1 protein-coding gene (running past one end of the window) is annotated in these 20,353 nt (G+C 65.6%); it reads left to right on the forward strand.

Annotated features, from left to right (window positions below; all coding sequences use genetic code 11):
- Positions 1-20,353, forward strand: part of the annotated coding region (locus CVM73_RS40635) for a tandem-95 repeat protein (protein WP_158237557.1) (this coding region is incomplete at its 3' end). Its footprint extends 7,628 nt past the window's final position; 20,353 of its 27,981 annotated nt are in view.

Consider the following 20,353-nt stretch of genomic DNA (forward strand, 5'->3'; position numbering starts at 1 on the left):
ATGGGCGGAATCATCTGGGGCGATACCGTCGGCGGGACCTACGAAAAGCCCGTTCTTGATGCTCAGGGCAATCCCATTCTCAATCCGGACGGTACGCCCAAGACGACACCGACCAGGGTTGAGGACACCGAGGCCAACGCCGACAATATCTGGTACTCGCCTAACACGATCGTCAAGGACGCGCAGCACCATGACGTCCTCAAGTTCTATGGGCTGACTCTCACCGGCGGCAATGCCGAAGGCGGCATCGCTGGTCTCGCGGCATTCGGCGGCGTTGGTGCCGTCGTCGGCTACACCAACTTCCTGGCAACGGCTGCTGCAAACGGTGGCAAATACGATCCGGCGAAGTCGATTTATTTCGATCATCTGCTGCCATGGATGACCTATGCGTTCAGGCCCAATGCCCGCGGCGGGCTGGACATGTACGTCACCAACCAGTTCGACCAGCTCTTCACGGCAGTCATCGGCGGCACCGCGAGCGACGCCTACAAGGCGCAGCAAGCGCTGGATGCGCAAGGCATCCTGAAAGGCTGGATGAAGATCGAGAACTTCGATCTCGTCGGCAGCTACATCGGCTTCCAGCAAGGGGAGCTCACCGGCCAGGGCACCTTCGGCATGGTGTTCAAGGCGCCCAATCCGATTGCCGATCTGATGACGATCCTCGAACCGTTGCTCGGGGTGTACGGGATCGCCATTGCCGCCCAGTACGGCGGCAATACGCTCATCGATCAGGCCGCGACCCTTGGCGCCGCCGTCGCGCGCTTTGCGAAGGGCATGAAATGGGCCGACGGAGCCGATCCGCTGGTCATCGATCTCGATGGCAACGGCATCGAGACAACTGATCTAGGCGTCAGCCAGGTCTATTTCGATATCGACCACGACCTGTTCGCCGAGCGCACCGGCTGGCTCAGCGGGAACGACGGCTTCCTGGTCCGCGACCTCAACGGCAATGGCGGGATCGATGACATCTCGGAAATGTTCGGCGGCGTCGGGCAGTCCGGCTTTGCGCAGCTCGCCACGCTCGATTCCAACGGCGACGGTAAGATCACGGCAGCGGACGTGCTGTGGTCCGAACTCAGGGTATGGCAGGACCTCGATGGCGACGGCATCACCGATGCCGGCGAGCTGAAAACGCTCGATCAGCTCGGCATCATCAGCATCGATCTCGGCGCCACTGCGATCGACATTACCACGCCCGACGGCGCGCGGCTCACCGGCGTCGGCGACATCACCTTCCAGAGCGGCGTCGTCCGGCACATGTTCGATGCCATCCTGGCCTCGAACGACACCGACACCAGATATGCCGGCGAGGCCGGCCGGGCGGCCTGGCAGTCGGGCTCGACGCTCGACGTCAAGGGGTTTGGGCGGGTGACCAACCTTGCGGTGGCTGCCGCCAACGACATCGCGTTCGGCGAGCTTGTGACCTCCACCGCAGCGGCGATGACGACGCCGAAGCTGCGCACGCTGGTGGCGCAGGTCGGCGACGTGCTCGGCGCCTGGGGCGAGGCGCTGGAACAGACGCGCGAGCTGACGCCGGTCCTGGTCGGCACCGATGCAAGCGGCAAGGCCGTGCTGCTCGACCGCGGCGTCTATATCGAGGACGCCCAGGGCGGCCACTGGACGCTCGCCTCCGGCGCCCCGGTGCTCGACGCGCAGGGCCAGCCGATCGCGCGCGCCACCATGCAGGACGTGCTGGCGCAGGCGGCGGCGTCCGGCGCGGCCTGGCGCCTGGAGCAGACCTGGTCGCCGTCCGACCGCGACGCCGCGCCGACGGATCGCGATGCCGCGCCCTATCTGATGAGCGTCGTGAACGGGCGCGCGGTCATCCTCGACTACGGCATCAAGCAGGCCGACGGCAGCTGGAAGCTCGCCTCCGATGCCGCCACCAGCTACGCCAGCAAGGACGCCATCCTCGCGCTCGCCCATCCCGCCGGCACCGAGTGGCGGACCGAGCAGCTCGGCTTCAACCCCTATGCCAACCTTCCCGTCGACAAGATCGGCGTGCGCTTCACCGACGGCATCGCCGTCGACTACACCGTCAAGGTGACCGACCAGGACGGCACCTTCTACGTCTGGGCGCGCAATCTCGACCGGGCGCTGCAGCTGGAATGGAAGACCGGCGATTCCAGAGAATTCAACCTGCGCAATTACGCGATCGACTTCGATACGCTCGACGAGGTGAACTCGACCGACGATTCCACCTACCGCGTCGAGATGCTGACGCCGGCGCAATTCCACTTCGCGACCTCGCTCGGCGGCATCGATTTCCGTCCCGAGATGCTGACGGCGCAACTCGACAATGCGACCGGGCACATCGCCTATGCCGTCGGCCCCGGCGGCAGCGCCAATCTGTCGACCGATCCGGCGCACTATGTCTCCGGCATCGCGACCATGATCGACATGCTGCAGCCGGTCATGACCGAGTACATCGCGACCTCGCGCCGCTATGCGGTGCGCATCGCGATGCAGGGCGGCCTCAAGGACTTCTTCCGGGGGCTTACCTACGATCTCGCCTCCGACAGCTACAAGCCGACGACGAACCGCGAGCTCGCCCCGATGTTCGAGGCGATCTTCGCCGGCGCGCCGGCCAGCAACGCTAATGATGCCGTGTTCGACTACCTCGCGCAGTGGAACGGCATCCTGGCGCAGGTCTATCCGGATTATCATCCGTCCGGCGAAGGCAATCTCGGCGGCTCGACGCTCGCGGTCAACCAGGCCTTCATCATGCAGATGATGCTGCCGGCCTTCGAGACGGTCGGCGTCGATCTCGACATCTGCGGCGTCGCGCACGCGCTCGGGATCAGCGACGAGCGCATCATCACCCACACGGCCGGCGACGTCATCGTCAACGGCACCGATGCGACCGACTATTTCTACATGACCGCGGGTAACCAGACCCTGCGCGGCGGCAAAGGCGCCGACTACTATTTCGTCGGGCGCAATTCGGGCGACGACGTCATCGACGACAAGGACTTTGGCGACAGCGACGAGCTGCGCCTCACCGACGTGCTGTCGACCGACGTCAAGGCGATCCGCGACGGCGAAGACCTGATCCTACAGATCCGCGGCCGTACCAACACCATCCGCCTGACCGACCAGTTCCTCGGCGAGAACAACGAACTCCTGAGCAACGGCAAGCGGGCCGATTCCGGCGTCAGCGCCATCGTGTTCGCCGACGGCGTCGCCTGGGACCGCTTCCGCATGTCGATGGAGGTGCTCGACAGGGAGCGTGCCGCGGGGCAGTTCAACGACAGCCTGATGGGCTCGGGCTCGGCCGACATCCTCTGGGGCGGCAAGGGCAACGACTATATGAGCGGCGGCGCCGGCGGGGACATCTACGTCTTCCAGGCCGGCGACGGGCAGGACGTCATCGACGATCTCGGCAATTTCTCGTTCGGGCCGGTCAAGGCCGGCATCGACGTCCTCAGCTTCAAGGGCGGCATCAAGCTAGAGAATCTGAAGCTGATCCGCGACGGCGAAAGCCCCGATTTGCAGATCGTCTTCCTCGACGACAATGGCCAGCCGACCGGTGACACGCTCGTCATCAAGGGCCAGTTCGCCGGCATCAAGACCGGCCTCGGCCTGTTCTCCGACGCGCTCGGCAGCAGCGACGGGCTCGACTATGTCGCGCCGAACCTGATCGAGCGGTTCGTCTTCGACGACGGCTCCAGCCTCGATTTCACTCAAATCGTGCAGAAGGTGCTGGAGAACGCCAAGACCGCGAACGACGACGCGATCTACGGCATGATCAATGCCAACACGCTCGACGGCGGGGCCGGCAACGACTTCCTGTCCGGCAAGGAGGGCGACGATACCTACGTCTTCGGCCGCGGCTACGGCCGCGACGTCGTGCTCGACAACGCCATTCCCGGCCTGTTCGATCCGCCGCAGCACGACAAGCTGCAATTCGTCGACGAGATCCGCTGGACCGATCTCGACTTCCTGCGCGACGCCGCCAGCGATACGCTGCGCATGCGCATCAAGGGCACGACCGATGAAATCGTGCTGCAGGACTTCCTCGCCACCGTTCCGATCCTCGGCTTCATCAACGTCATCGAGGACATCCAGTTCGGCGACGGCACGGTCTGGACCGGCTTCAAGCTTGCCCAGCACTACATCGACATCGCCAAGACCGCCGGCAACGACACGATTTACGGCTACGACGAGCTGTCCGATTCGATCGACGGCGGCGCCGGCGACGACCGTCTCGTCGGCTTCGGTGGCAACGACGTCTATTACGTCGCGCTCGGAGAGGGCAACGACACCATCCTCGACAGCTCCGGCAACGATCAGGTCGTTCTCTCCGGCATCGCGTCGACCGACGTCGACTTCTCCCGTACCGCGCTCGATCTGATCATCACCATCCGCGCCACCGGCCAGCGCTTCGTGCTGGAGAACCAGTATGTGCGCGACGACGGCCAGACCAACGCGGTCGAGAGCCTGGTCTTCACCGACCGCACCGTGTCGTTCCTCGACGTCAACCCTGAGGACATCGACCTCGTCGGGACCAACGGCGACGATGCCATCACCGGCTCGAATTTCGCCGAAACGCTCGACGGGCGCGGCGGTAACGACACGCTGACCGGCGGCGACGGCGGCGACACCTACAAGTTCGACGCCGGCTACGGCCAGGACGTCATCGTCGACCGCCGCGTGCGCGCGAGCTGGCCGGACCGGCGCGGCGTGCACGTGCCGGTGGACGACGTCGTTCAGTTCGGCGGCGGCATCACCCGCGACAACGTCGTCTTCACCAAGGACGGTGACGACCTCCTGATCTCGATCACCGGCCGCACTGACACGCTGCGCATCCGCAACCAGTTCCGCGACGCCGAGGACGGCGTCGAGCTGTTTCGCTTCTTCGACGGTTCCACCATCAAGATCTCGGACGTCGAGCAGTTGCTGCAGATCTCCGGGGGCAACCGCGGCGACAATATCATCACGGGCCTGCTCGATCAGGAGAACGTGCTGGACGGGCGCCAGGGCGACGACACGCTCTACGGCGGCAACCGCGCCGACACCTACGCGTTCTCGGCGGGCTACGGCTTCGACCGCATCATCGAGCGGCCGGACACGGCGGGCATCGTCGATCGCGTGGGGTTCGGCGCCTCCGTCCGCTTCGAGGACATCGTCGTCAGCCGCAACAGCAACGACCTCGTCATCGATCTCGGCAGCGGCCTCGATGTCCTGACCATCGTCAACGGCCTGTCGACCAGCCGCGTCGAGCAGTTCGAGTTTGCCGACGGGCGGATTCTGTCCGTCGTGGCCATCATCGATCGCATGCTGACCGGCACCGCCGGCGACGACCATCTGATCGGATTCGATAGCCGCGACGACGTGCTGTCGGGCGGGGCCGGCCAGGACGCCCTCGAGGGCGGCTTCGGCAACGACACCTACAAGTTCGGCATCGGCGACGGTAGTGACAGCGTTTATGACGCCGGCGGCGTCGACAAGATCGTGTTCGGCGAAGGCATTACCCCCGACCTCGTCCATTTCAGCAACATCGACGGCGATCTGCTGATTTCGATCGGCAACGGCACCGACCGGCTCGCCATCCTGTCCGGCTATAGCGCGAGGCCCGTTGAGAGCTTCGTCTTCGCCGACGGCACCACGCTGTCGATCGAGGACGTGCGCGGCATCATCCGCGACGGCATGTCGAACGCCAGCCAGGACCTCGTCGACCTGCGCGAGTTGCCGGCCGCCAGCACCTTGCGTCCCGGCGCCGGTCATGACCGTCTCATCCTGGCCCAGGATTCACGCGTTGTCATCGGCGGCTCCGAAGGCATCGACAGTGTCGAAATGCCTGCCGGCGTGACGAGCGCCACCGTCGTGCTCGAAACGTACGCCTCGAGCGATGCCATGGTCAGGCTCGCCGCGACCGGCTCGACCGACCTCATCGTCTCCTTCTCTTCGGGAAGCCAACTAATCGTCCGGGGCGCGCTTGGCAACGGCAACCTGCCGAGCATCGAATTCGCCAACGGCGTCGTCTGGAACGGGGCTGCCCTGGTGCAGGCGGCCATCGCCGGTCAGTCGAGCGCGGGAAGCGACATCATCGTCGGCAGCGGCCGCGCGGACGTCATTGCCGGCGGCGCGGGCGACGACCTCCTGAGCGGCGGGGCAGGCGACGACACCTACAACTTCACGCGCGGCTACGGCCGCGACGTGATCGACGACAGCTCCGGCAACGACACGCTTGCCATCACCGGCTATCGGCCCGACGAGCTGCGCGTCTCGCAGATCGATCCGGCGCGAAACGAGCTCGTGCTGTCCTTTGCCGATTCGACCGATCAGATCGTGCTGCGTTATGTCTGGGGCTGGAACGGCGTCGACACAGTTCGTTTCAGCGACGGCACGTCGTTCACACTCGACCAGCTCCGCGACATGGCGGCCGACGTCGGGACCTGGCAGGACGACCGCATCGTCGGCTCCGCGCGCAGCGAGACGTTCAGCGGCGGGGCGGGCGATGACGTGATCATCGGCGGCGGCGGTGACGACGTCTACCGCTTCGGACGCGGCGATGGGCAGGATCGCATCGAGAGCAACGGTTCGACTGACGGCAACGGAACGCTCGTCCTCGGCGCCGGCATCGCGCTGGAGGACATCGTCGCGACGCGGGATGCCGCTGGCAACATCGTGCTGTCGATCAGCGGCACCGACGACCGCGTCACGCTCGTCGATCCGGCCGGCGACATCGATCCAGTCATCGCGAAGGTGGTCTTTGCCGACGGCCGCAGCCTCAGCTACCGCGCCCTTGCTGCCTCGATCGCATCGACCGACGGCGACGACCACATCATCGTTCCCTCCGATCTGGCCAATCCCGACATCGGCTCGGCGATCTCCGGCGGCCTCGGCAACGATCACGTCGAAGGCGGAAGGGGTGCCGACGTCATCACCGGCGGCAAGGGCGACGATCTGCTGGAAGGCGGCAGCGGCGCCGATACTTATTATTTCGGGCGCGGCGACGGGCAGGACACGATCGCCGATGTCGAGATCACCGATGCGTCCAAGGTCGACAAGATCCATTTCGCGGCCGGTATCCTACCGAGCGACATCCGCTTCCTCTCGGTCGGGCCGAATGACCTCGGGATCGGCATCGTCGGCAGCGACGACCGTCTGACGCTCAGGGACATGTTCCGCGCCGGGACCAGCGCGACCGACTATGGGGTCGAGCAGTTCGAATTCGCCGACGGCACGGTCTGGCAGCTCGCGGACATCGTGTCGCACGCCGCGGCGTCGACCGGCGCAGGCGCCGACGCGATCGATTTCGGCCTGCAGCTCGACGTTGCGATCACCCTTGATGGCGGCGCGGGCGACGATGTGTTCGCCGGCGGCGTCGGCGACACCACCTACGTCTTCGGCCGCGGCTACGGGCGCGACACGATTCGCGAGGCCGCGAACGCAACTGGCTCCACCGACACGCTGCGCCTGAACAGCGGGATCGCGCCGAGCGACGTCGTCGTCGTCAGGGACGGCAACGATATCGTGCTGCGCTTCGTCGGCAGTGACGACCGGCTGACGATCGTCGGCCAGGCCACCGCGAGTGCGCCGCCGATCGACGTCGTGCGATTCAACGACGGCACGCAATGGAGTGCGGCGGCGTTGCTCTCGCGCGCGCTGACGCCGGAGGCGGCCGCGCATGTGCTGCATCCGAGCAATCCGTCGGCCGATCCGTTCGCCGCCCCGGTCTTCGCAGGCGCAGGCTCGGGATCCGGCGGAGGAGGAACGCAGGGATCCTCGACCATCGGCCTTGCCCGCTTCGATTCCGTCTCGCAGCCGGTCACCGGCCTTGCCGTGGTCGGTTCGGCCACGGAGATCGGCAACGGCACCTATCAACTGACGCCGGAGGCCGGCAGCAGGGTCGGCGCGGTCTGGGGCAGCATCGACCTGTCGCAGAACGTGGTCTGGACCACGAAGATGTTCTTCGGCGCCAACGAGGGGGGCGCCGACGGCTTATCTTTCGCAGTTCAGAACAAGAGTGCGGGCGAACTGACAGGGTCGGGCGGCGGCGGGATGGGCACGCTGGTCTCCGGCTCGTTCGGCATCATTTTCGATACCTGGGGGCAAGCGACCGACTTCAGCCAGTTCGTCGTCAACGGCCAGACCGGCGACAACAATTTCGACCCTCGGCATGACTTCACGCAACTCGAGGACGCAGCCTGGCACGACGTCGTGATCAGCTGGGACGCGGCCAGCAGGACCTTCAGCTACAGCGTCGACGGAACGCTGATCGGCAGCAAGACCTACGACGTCGTCGGCACTCTCTTCGGCGGCGATGCCGACGTCTGGTATGGCTTCGGCGCGGCCACGGGCGGAGCCAGCAACGATCAGCGAGTCCAGATCCTCTCGGTCACCACGCTGCAAGGGGCCGGCGTCGACCCAGCGACGGTCGGGACCGTCGAGCAGATCGGCTCCGGCCTGTTCGCGCGCGAGCTCGCCGGTGCAGCCGCGCAGAACAGATATGACGTTTTCGTGCCGCTCTCGCGGTGGGGCGAACGTGTCGACGTCGTCACCAACTTTAAGAGCGGCGATGCCGGCGACAGTCTCAATATCGCTATTGCCGAGGGATTGTCCGGGACGCTGCTGGCGCGCGGGGTCGGCTCCGACACGCTGATCTATTTTGCGGAGCAGGGCACGCAGCGCTTTGCCGACGCCCGCCTGCTACTGCGTCTGGACAACGTCTCGCCGGCCAGCCTCACCAGCGTCAATTTTGCCGGTGCGGCGTTCACGGTGGTTTCCAACCAGACCTTGACCGCCAGCGGCGCAGCCCCGGTTCTAGGTGGTTGGGGCGATGACACGCTCAACGGCGACAACTCGGCCAACACCCTCTCGGGCGGGGCTGGCAACGACACCATCGCGGATGCCCGTGACGGCAACGACATCCTGACCGGCGGGACCGGTAACGACTGGCTGCGCGGCGGCGGTGGCAACGACACCTATGTCTTCAACCGGGGGGACGGTCAGGACACCATCAGCGATTGGAGTTCCGGGACCGACACGATCCAGTTCGGTGCCGGCATCACGGCCGCGGATGTCGTGGTGACGCAGGGCAACAGCGGCCAGGACCTCATCATCGCCATCGCGGGGACCGACGACAGGATCACGATCGAGCGCGGTCTCAGCACCGACTACAATCGGATCGAGCAGCTGCGGTTTGCTGACGGCAGCACGCTCAGCTACACGCAGATGGTCGATCGGTCGCTGACGCCGACGGCCGGCAACGACACGTTTGCGGGAGACCAGTTTGCCAACACGCTCTCGGGCGGAGTCGGCAACGACACGATCCTGGACGCACGCGACGGCGACGACACGCTGATCGGCGGGGCCGGCAACGATTGGCTGCGCGGCGGCAACGGCAACGACACGTATATTTTCAACCGCGGTGACGGTCAGGACGTCATCAGCGACTGGAATTCCGGCAACGACACGATTCTGTTCGGCGCCGGCATCACGGCCGCCGACGTGGTGGTGACGCAAGGCAACAGCGGCCAAGACCTCATCATCGCCATCGCCGGAACCGAAGATAGGATCACGATCGAGCGCGGCGTCAGCGCGGACTACAACCGCATCGAGCAGCTGCGCTTCGCCGACGGCAGCACGCTCAGCTACGCGCAGCTGCTCGGCCGTTCGCTGACGCCGACCAGCGGCGACGATACGTTTGCCGGGGACCAGTTCGCCAATACGATATCGGGAGGCGCCGGCAACGATACGATCCTCGACGGCCGCGACGGCGACGATATCCTGATCGGCGGCACCGGCAACGACTGGCTGCGTGGCGGCAACGGCAACGACACCTATGTGTTCAACCGGGGGGATGGCCAGGACGTCATCAGCGACTGGAGTTACGGCAACGACACGATTCTGTTCGGAGCCGGAATCACCGCCGCCGACCTCTCGTTGACGCGCGCCAGCAACGGCCAGGATCTGATCATCGCCATTGCGGGAACCGAGGACAGGATCACTATCCAGCGAGGCCTCGATACCGACTGGAGCCGGATCGAGCAGCTACGCTTCGCCGACGGCAGCACGCTCAACTACAACGACATGCTCGCGCTGGCCGACGCGAACGACCGCAGCGGCCTGACCCAGATTGGGGCGGTGATCGGCAACGGCATCATCGGAACCGATGCTGCCGAATTCCTCAACGCGTCAGCCTACGCTACTGGCGCCATATTGGATGGTCGCGGCGGCTACGATCAGCTGACGGGCAGCGCCTACGACGACGTCCTGACCGGCGGCATCGGCAACGATTTGCTGACGGGCGATGCCGGCGCGGACACCTACCGGTTTTCGGCAGGCTTCGGCCAGGACACGATTCAGGAATATACGTCGAACGGCAGCAACAACATCATCGTGTTCGATTCCTCGCTGTCGATCGATGATTTCGTGTTGGAGGCCTATGTCTCGACCGACGGCAACGGCAATTCCGATTTCGGTCAGGCCCGGCTGCGTTTCGTGGGCAGCGACGACCGGATCACGATCAGCGATCTCGATACGATCCAGCAGATCCGTTTCGCCGACGGCACCGTGCTCGACAGGCAGCAGATGCTGGCCCGCACGGTCAGCCTCTCCGGCAACGACAGATCCATCTCCCCATCGGATATGCCGATTCCGAATCCCCTGATCGGATCCGCGAAGGACGACCTGATCGAAGGCCGTGGCACCGACGATACCCTGCACGGCGGTGGCGGCAACGATCGCATCAACGGCGGCGACGGCGCCGACATCCTGACCGGCGGCGCCGGAAATGACGTCTTGTCCGGTGGCGCGGGAGCCGACGTCTATCGGTTCTCGGCGGGGTTCGGCCACGACAGGATCGACACAGGCGACACCGGGCTGGACTGGATCGAGTTCGATTCCAGCCTGACGCCGGCTGACATCGAGCTGCTGCGTCCCTATGACCGGTATGAGGGCGGTGGCCTCACCGACGACTTGCTCGTGCACGTCAAAGACACCGGGGACATCATCGAAGTCCGCTATACGTTGAGCGCGGACCCCTACCAGAGCATTGCCGGCATCCGTTTCGCGGATGGGACGACCTGGACGCTGGCCGACATCATCAACGCCGCGGTGCCGACGCCGGGCATCAACGTGCAAGGCGCGATCTCGGACGATACGCTGATCGGCACGGCGTACAAGGATAGCCTCAACGGGGGTGGCGGCAACGATACGCTGATCGGCGGTGCGAGCGACGACGATCTCTGGGGTGCGGAAGGCAATGACATCCTCGATGGCGGCGCAGGCCGAGATTCCCTGATCGGTGATGCCGGCTCGGACACTTACCGCTTCTCCAGCGGTTTCGGCAACGACTACGTCAGTGATTTCCGCGACGCAGGCTCGACCAACGCGATCGTTTTCGACGCGACCGTCGCAGCCTCCGACATCGCGGTCTATTTCTCGCAGAACGGCGATCTGATCCTGAGATCGGTCAACTCGGACGATTCCATTACGATCGGCAGCGCCTATATCGACGAAAGCTCCGGTATCGATGAGGTCCGTTTCGACGACGGGACGATCTGGACCCGCGACCAGCTCGTTGCCGCCGCGGTGGCACTGCCGGGCAGTGTGATCCAGGGTGACGCGACCGATCAGACGCTGAGCGGCACGCCCTTCGACGACGGAATCTACGGCGATGCCGGAAACGAAACCATCATCGGCGGCGCCGGCAACGATATCCTGCAGGGCGGAGACGGCGCCGACATTCTGATCGGCGGAGCCGGTCACGACGAACTGGACGGAGGATACGGTAACGACATCTATCGCTTCTCGGCCGGATTCGGCTCCGACACGGTTTACGTCACCCCCTACTATGCAGACGATACCGATGTCATCGAGTTCGACGCGACGATTGCCGCGGCAGACGTCCATCTCACTTTCGAAGGATACGATTTTCCGGAAAGCGTGCTGCTGACCATCGAGGGCAGCACCGACCAGATCATGCTCAACGGGCTCCATGCGTCCACCGAGATCCATTTCGCGGACGGCACGATCTGGACATACGACGACATTGCCTCGCTCGCCGCGCCGTGGCTGGGCGTCAATCTGCAGGGCGACCAGGGCACCGACGTTCTCGGAACCAGCGGCTGGGACAAGCTCGAGGCCAATTACGGCGTCGCGTCCACCCTCAAGGGCTTTGCCGGCGACGACATCCTCAACGGCTCCACCGGCGACGACGTCCTCGAGGGCGGCGCCGGCGACGACGAGATGCAGGGCAACCAGGGATCCGACACCTACCGCTTCTCGGCTGGATTCGGCCAGGATCGGATCTACGAATGGGGGGCCGGCGTCAACCACATCGTCTTCGATGCCACGATCTCGTCCAGCGACATCATCATCGAGCACGAGGCCGGCTATAACGGCGACGTCGCCTATGCCGACGTGATCCTGCTCGTCGCGGGGACCGAAAACCGCATCACGTGGGGCGGCGGCTTCGGCTCTGGTGACTTCGACATCCGGTTTGCCGACGGCACGGTCTGGAATTCCAACGATATCAAGGCGCGCTGGAGCCTGATCGAGCATCCCTATCAAGGCGGCATTCCGATGGTCGGAGGCGCCACCAACGACACAATGTACGGCTCGGTCGACGCCGACGTCATCGAAGGCGGCGGCGGCAACGATAGCCTGAACAGCTATGGCGGCGGCGACATCCTCGTCGGAGGGACCGGGGCCGATCAGCTGTATGGTGGCGCCGGCAGCGACACTTACCGCTTTTCCGCCGGCTTCGGCGAGGACTGGATCTACGATTCCGTAAACGGTACTGATTCCAACATCATCGAGTTCGATGCGACGATCAATCCGGCGCAGGTCAGCGTCCTGTCGGACTCCTCCAGTCTCTCGGGCACCTATTATCTGTCCATTGCCGGCACCGAGGATCGCGTCTGCGTCTCGCGCAACGCCCACGACGCCGTGATCTCGCAAGTCCGTTTTGCCAATGGCACGGTGTGGAGCGCTGCCGACATCGAGGCGCGGCTGACCTATTCGAACCGGCCGACGCTCGTGAGTTCGGCCGGTGGCGCACAGATGGTCGGTACCGCCGGCAGCGACACCCTGACCGGCACCGCCGGCGCGGACGACATCAACGGCGATGGATCGGTTCAATGGCGGCCGGTGGGCCCTAACCTGATCGTCAACGGCAGCTTCGAGCAGCTTGGCGCGGATGCCAGCCCGCAAAGCTGGGGCTACTCGGCAACGACCTTGCCGGGCTGGACCCGGATCAACAGCGCGCAGCCGGCAACGACGCTCGGCATCGAGCAGATCGCGTCCGGCTACAATGGTGTCACGGCAACCAACGGCAATTATTGGCTCGATCTCGACGGGACGGGCACCGGCGGCAGTAATGTGCAGATCGCACAGGATGTGACCGGTCTCAGCGAGGGCGAGACGCTCCTGGTGCAATTCGACCATGCCAACCGTACCTGGGACTGGAACGGCTCGTTCGACGTGCTGTGGAACGGCACGGTGGTCGCGAGCTTCAACAATACCGGGACGGCGATGGTGCGCTCCAGCGTGTTGGTCACGGCGGCCGCCGGCACCAACCAGCTCAGCTTCCGCGGCACCGGCAACCAGGACGGCGTCGGCGCCTCCCTCGACAATGTAAGCCTCACGCGTACGCAATCGGTCGCGAGCACGGCGATCGGCAACGACGTTCTGTCCGGCCTCGACGGCAACGACCTCGTCCGGGGCGGTGCCGGAGACGATGTGATCTCTGGAGGCAACGGCAACGACACGCTCAATGGCGATGGCGGCAGCGACACCATTAACGGCGATGCCGGCAATGACATCCTGATCGGCGGTAAGGGGAACGACAATCTGGTCGACGGCCAGGGCAACGACGTTTATCGCTTCGCTGCCGGCGACGGTCAGGACACCATCACGGACGCGAATGGAACCGACCGGATCGAATTCGGCGGTATCAGCCCGGCCGACGTCAAGGTCGCGCTGGTCGGCAATTCCTCGACGCTCGTCGTCACATTCAGCAACAGCGACGACCGCATCACCATCAACAACGGCTCGGCCAGCGACGGCAGGGCCATCGAGACATTCGCCTTTGCCGACGGCACCGTCTGGAATTTCGCCGACATCGCGGCGCGATGGAAGACCCCGACTGGGGGCTCCGACATCATCCTCGGCACCACGAGCGGCGAGACCCTCGCGGGCGGGGCGGGCAACGACAGCCTGATCGCCTTCGGCGCAGCTACGCTGTTCGGCGAAGCCGGCGACGACACACTGACCGGCGCGAACGGCGCCGATATCCTGGTCGGCGGCACCGGCAACGACACGCTGTATGGCGGGCAGGGCGACGACGTCTACCGTTGGGGCCGCGGCGACGGCAGCGACATGCTCACCGACACCGGCGGAACCGACCGCGTCGAGATCGGCGCCGGCGTCGCGCCCGGCGACATCAAGGTCACCTCGCCCGACGGGCGCAGCTTCGTCTTGCGGATTCGCGACACCGGCGAAGAGCTCAAGCTCACCGATGTGATCGCGAATTCGAACAACGTCATCGAGAGCATAGCCTTCGCCGACGGCACCGTCTGGACGATGAACGATTTGAGGGATCAGTCGTACATTGGCGAGGACGCTGCCGACACCATGGTCGGAACCAGCGACGTGAACCGCCTCGACGGCCGCGGCGGCAACGACAGTCTCTCCGGTCTCGGCGGCAACGATGTGCTGCTCGGCGGTGCCGGTGACGACACGCTCAATGGCGGGACGGGAGATGATCGTCTGGTCGGTGGTCTCGGCAGCGATGCGCTGTCGGGCGGTGCCGGCGCCGATACTTACGTCTTCGCGGCCGGCGACGGCGACGACACGATCACCGACGGCGGCGACGCGACGAACGATACGTTGCGGATCGAAGGCTATCACCTGTCGCAGATCCGCTTCGGCGCGCTTGGTCAGGACCTGGTCATCCGCTTCGCTGGAAGCGCCGATCGCATCATCGTCCGCAACGGCCTCGGCACCAGCGCCGGAGACCTCGTCGACGCCTTCGAGATTGCGGCCGACGGCGTCACGCTGTCGCTTGCCGACGTGCGCGGCCGTCTGGTCGAGGATGTCGCCGTCACGGGCGAGTTCCTGGTCGGGAGTGCCGCCGATGACGTGTTCACCGGCGGTGCCGGCGACGACTACCTGAAGGGTGGCGAGGGGGCCGACATCCTGTCGGGCGGTGCCGGCAACGATCAGTTCGGCGACATCTCCGCCGACAGTTCCGTCGACACGCTGACCGGCGGCGCCGGTCGCGACACCTATTACTACCTGCCGGTCCGGCAGGGTGCGACGCCCATCGTCGCCGACGTCATCACCGATTTCCAGGCAGGCGCCGGCGGCGACGTCATCCGCCTGATGACCAGCAATCCCAATCCGTTCGAGGGCGGCAGCATCTTCCTGGCGCAATCGGGCAGCGATGCGGTCGTCATGATGCGGGCAACGTCTGGGCCCGACGAGGAGCTGGTGCGCCTGCTCGGCGTCGACGCCACGACGCTGACCTCGGCCAATTTCGACGGCGTTCCGATCGCGATCGACAATTCGATCAGCATCAATGACGACGATGCCGGCCACGTCCTCAACGGCAGCGCGCTCGACGACCGCATTTTCGGCAATGGCGGCAACGACGTCATCAGCGGCTTCGCCGGCAACGACCGGCTGGCCGGCGGCGCCGACAACGACGTGATCGACGGCGGCCTCGGCAACGACCTGATCGCAGGCCAGGAGGGCAACGACCAGATCATCGGCGGTGGCGGCAGCGACATCATGTCGGGCGGTTCCGGCGATGACGTCATCACCGGTTTCGGCGACGGCAGCTTCGCGACCGACACGGATGTGTTCGAGGGCGGCGAGGGCGATGATCAGCTGTCGGGTGGCACCGGCACGGATATCTACCGCTTCGCGCGCGGCGACGGCCGCGACACCATCTCCGATCTCGGCGGCACGGATCGCCTGGAATTCGCCGCTGGAATCGCGGCCGCCGACGTCAGCGTCATGCAGATCGGCCGCAACGTCGAATTGCGGATCAACAACGAGGGCGGACGGGTGCGCGTCACCGGCGCGCTCGACGGCGCCAGCGCCATCGAGACGATCGTCTTTGCCGACGGTACCACATGGACCTGGAACGACGTGCTGACCCGATCCCTGCAGGGATTTGGCGGCGACGATGTGCTCGCGGTTCCCGCGAGCTTCCAGGGCAATCTCGTCACCCTCGACGGCAAGGCGGGCAATGACACGCTGCAGGGCAGTGCGGGGGCCGATACGCTGATCGGTGGCACCGGCAACGATCTGCTGCAGGGCGCGGGCGGCGACGACACCTATTTGTTCGCTCGCGGCGACGGTCAGGACGTCATTCTCGACGCCTCGGGCATCAACACCCTGAGCTTCGCGGCCGGCATCCTGTCGACCGATATCCGCGTCGTGCGCGGCGCTGCCAATCTGGTGCTCGAGATCATCGGCACCGGTGATCGAGTCGATCTCGGCTCTCCGGCGACGGCGGACATGGGCGTCTCGCGTGTCACCTTCGCCGATGGCACGGTCTGGACCGCGTCGACCCTGATCGCGCTCGCCCGCACCGCAACCGACGGCGACGACGTCATTCGCGGCGACGATCTCGACAACCCGCTGGCCGGCGGCGCCGGCGACGACCTGCTGATCGGCAATGGAGGGGCTGACGACCTCGACGGCGGCAGCGGGAACGACCGGCTCGAAGGCGGCACCGGCGACGACACCTATCGCTTCGCGGCCCATGGCGGCCACGATCGCATTGCCGATGCGGCCGGCAACGACACGCTGCTGCTGGCGGCGGATATCCTGCCCGACGACATCACGGTGTCGCAGAGCGAGGACGGGGCCGACTTCACGCTGATCGTCAAGTCGACCGGCGCGCGCATCACCATCGAAGGCGCGCTCGGCGCGGGCGGCATCGAAACGATCCGCTTTGCCGACGGCACGGTGTGGGGCACGTCCGACCTGATCGCGCGCGCGCCGAGCTTCGCCGACGACGTGCTGACCGGTGATGCCGGCAACAACGTCATGATCGGCGGTCTCGGCAACGATCATTTGTCCGGCGGTGCCGGTAACGACACTTACCGCTTCGCCCGCGGCGACGGCAGCGACGTCATCAACGACAAGGCCTCGTCGGCGGCCGATCGGCTCGAGATCAGCGGCTACACCGCCGCCGAGATCAGCTTCCACCGCATCGCCGCCGATAGCGACGACGTGGCGATCCGCTTTGCCGGGACGACCGACCAGATTGTCATCGTCGACGCGCTCGGTGCCAACTCCGCCGGTGTCGAGACGATCGCGCTCGCCGACGGCACGCAGTACACCGTCGCCGACATGAAGCTGGCGATCCTCGCCAGCCTCACGACCGACGGTAACGACATCATCATCGGCACCGACGGCGCCGATACGCTGATGGGCGACAAGGGCAACGACCTCATCGACGGCGGTTACGGCAACGACACCTATCTCTATCGCCGCGGCGATGGCGACGACCGCATCAACGCGGTCGGCAAGGGCGCTGATGTCCTGAGCCTGACCGACTACAACGTCGCCGACGTCGTCTCCGCCGTCCGCGCCGGTCCCGACAGCAACGATCTCGTGCTCTCGTTCGCAGGGGCGGGCGACCGCGTGGTGCTGACCGACGCCCTCAGTCCGTCCAATAATCCGGCGTTCGGCCTGTCGGTCCGTTTCGCCGACGGCACGGTCTGGAATCGCGATGCGATGCGGGCCCGCGCGCTGTCGGATATCGACGGCACCGGCAATGACAACGTCTACGGCTTCGACGGCAACGACACCTTCGCCGCGCGGGCAGGCAACGATCTGCTCTCCGGCGCGGCCGGCGACGACCTCTATCTGTTCGGGCGCGGGGCCGGTAACGACACAATCATCGATTCCGGAACAAACGGCACCGACCGGATCCAGATCGCGGACTTCGCCTCGACGGAAGCCCATGTCGAGCAGCTCTATCGCGGCTCCGATGCCGTCGTCATCCGCTTCACCGGCAACAGCGCCGACAGCCTGACCGTGTTCGATGCGCTCTCGACCGATGCCAAGGGCATCGAGAGCTACGTCTTCGCCGACGGCGTGACCTGGACCAAGGAGACCCTACGGGAGCTGCTGGGCAACCGTGCCCCGACGGCCCTGGGTGACGGCTTCTTCTCGGTCACCACCGGCGTCGAGCTCGTCATCAAGGCATCCGACCTGCTGCGCAACGACTTCGACGCCGATGGCGATGCGCTGACGATCGTCGGTGTCGACGCCGGCAATTCCGGCACCGCCACGATCGACGGCCAGGGCAATATCCACTACACCGCGACCAACGGATATTACGGCTCCGCCTCGATCAGCTACACGGTCTCCGACGGCCACAACGGCTTTGCCACGGCCTCGGTCGATCTCAAGGTGCGCCCCGTCGCCACCGCCTATCCGGATACGGGCTTCACCGTCGCCGAGGACGGCTCGCTGGTGATCCGCGTCGAGCGGCTCTTGGCCAACGACCTCGACGGCGACCGCATGATCGTCGGCCAAGTCTATCAGGCCGTCAACGGGACGGTCGCGCTGGCCAGCGACGGCAACATCACCTTCACGCCGAACGCCGATTTCAACGGCACCGCCGAGTTCAGCTATGTCGCGAACACGCCCGAAGGCGGCCGGGCTGAGGCCAAGGTGACGATCCAGGTCACCGCGGTCAACGATGCGCCGGTGGCGCATGACGATACCGTCGATGCGACGCCCGAAAGCACGGGCTTCACGCTCGATCCGGGCACGCTCAGCGCCAACGACACCGACATCGACCACGACGGGCTCACTGTGCAGTCGGTGATCTCCAACGCTGATGTCACCGTGACGATCGGCGACGACGGCCTGATCCATGTGACCCCGCGCGCCTATTTCTGGGGCAACGCCCACTTCGACTACGTCGTCGCAGACCCCAGCGGCGCGACCTCGACGGGCCGGGTCAACTTCACCGTCACTCCTGTGAATGATCCGCCGGAGCTGCACGACGATCGGTTCGAAACGACCGACAACGGCGATCCGATCCGCGAGGACAATCCGATCGTGATCGGTGCCGATCGGCTGCTCGCCAACGACATCGAGCACGACGGCGAGACGATGACGGTCACCGCCGTCCGCAATAGCCATGGCGGCAACGCCGTGCTGCTCGAGAACAACACCGTCCTGTTCACGCCGACGTCCAATTTCAACAGCGATGCCTGGTTCGAATACCAGGTCGACGACGGTCACGGGGGATCCGCCTGGGCCCGCGCCACGCTGGCCTATCAGCCGGTCAACGACCTGCCGGATGCCCGCAACGACAGTTACACCGACCAGAGCCTGCCGATCCTGCGCGGCACGGAAGACCACGCGATCGAGATCCCGATCATCGAGCTGCTCAAGAACGACAGCGATATGGAAGGCTTCGCGGTACAGTTCGAGAGCGCCGGCAACGCGGTGCATGGTGACATCCAAGTCACCGACCACGGCACGATCATCTTCACGCCGGATGCCGACTTCTGGGGCGAGGCGACGTTCAGCTACCTCGTCCGCGACAATGAAGGCGCGGTCGACGGCGCCACCGTCACGATGTGGTTCGAGAACGTCGGCGACGCCCCGCCGGTCGCGCATCGCGACGTCATCTATGTCAACGAGGATATCCCGACCGTCATTCCGATTGCGACGCTGCTCGCCAACGACACGGATGTGGACCGCGATCCGCTCCGCTTCTTGGGCTGGCGCCTGTCGACTACGGAGGACGCGCTGGTGTTCGGCGGCGATGCCGGCCAGAAGCTGGACGGCACGATCGAATTCGACGCCGACGGCAATCTGGTGTTCACGCCGAACCGGGACGCGAGCCAGAGCTCCGGCTTCGTCTACGGGGTGACCGACGACGCCGACGGCTCGGCCGAAGGCTATGTCGACATCATCATCGTCCCGACCAACGACGATCCGACCGTCGGCCAGGACGAAGGCTTCGTCACGCCGCTCGATGCGCCGCTGGTGCTGCGCGTCACGGATCTGCTCAAGAACGACTACGACATCGAGCAGGCCGATCATGACGGCGACGGCGTGATCGACGACGATCTCGACAACCCGAACCGCGCCCGTCCGACCTTCGTCGGTGTCGACGGCGTCTATGACGCCGATGCGCTCGCGCTCGGCCAGCGCGTGCCGCGCGGCACCGCCGAAGTGGTCGACTGGAACGGCGAGAAGTTCATCGTCGTGCACTTCCCGGCCGGGTTTACCGGCCAGGTCGCGGTCGAGTACCGCATCGCCGACACCGATGGCGCGACCGACACCGGCTTTGCGATGGCGTCGGTGGCCGACAGCTATAACGGCCTGCTGCGCGGGACGGCGAAGGCCGACTACC

The organism is Bradyrhizobium forestalis (assembly GCF_002795245.1).
Taxonomy (GTDB): domain Bacteria; phylum Pseudomonadota; class Alphaproteobacteria; order Rhizobiales; family Xanthobacteraceae; genus Bradyrhizobium; species Bradyrhizobium forestalis.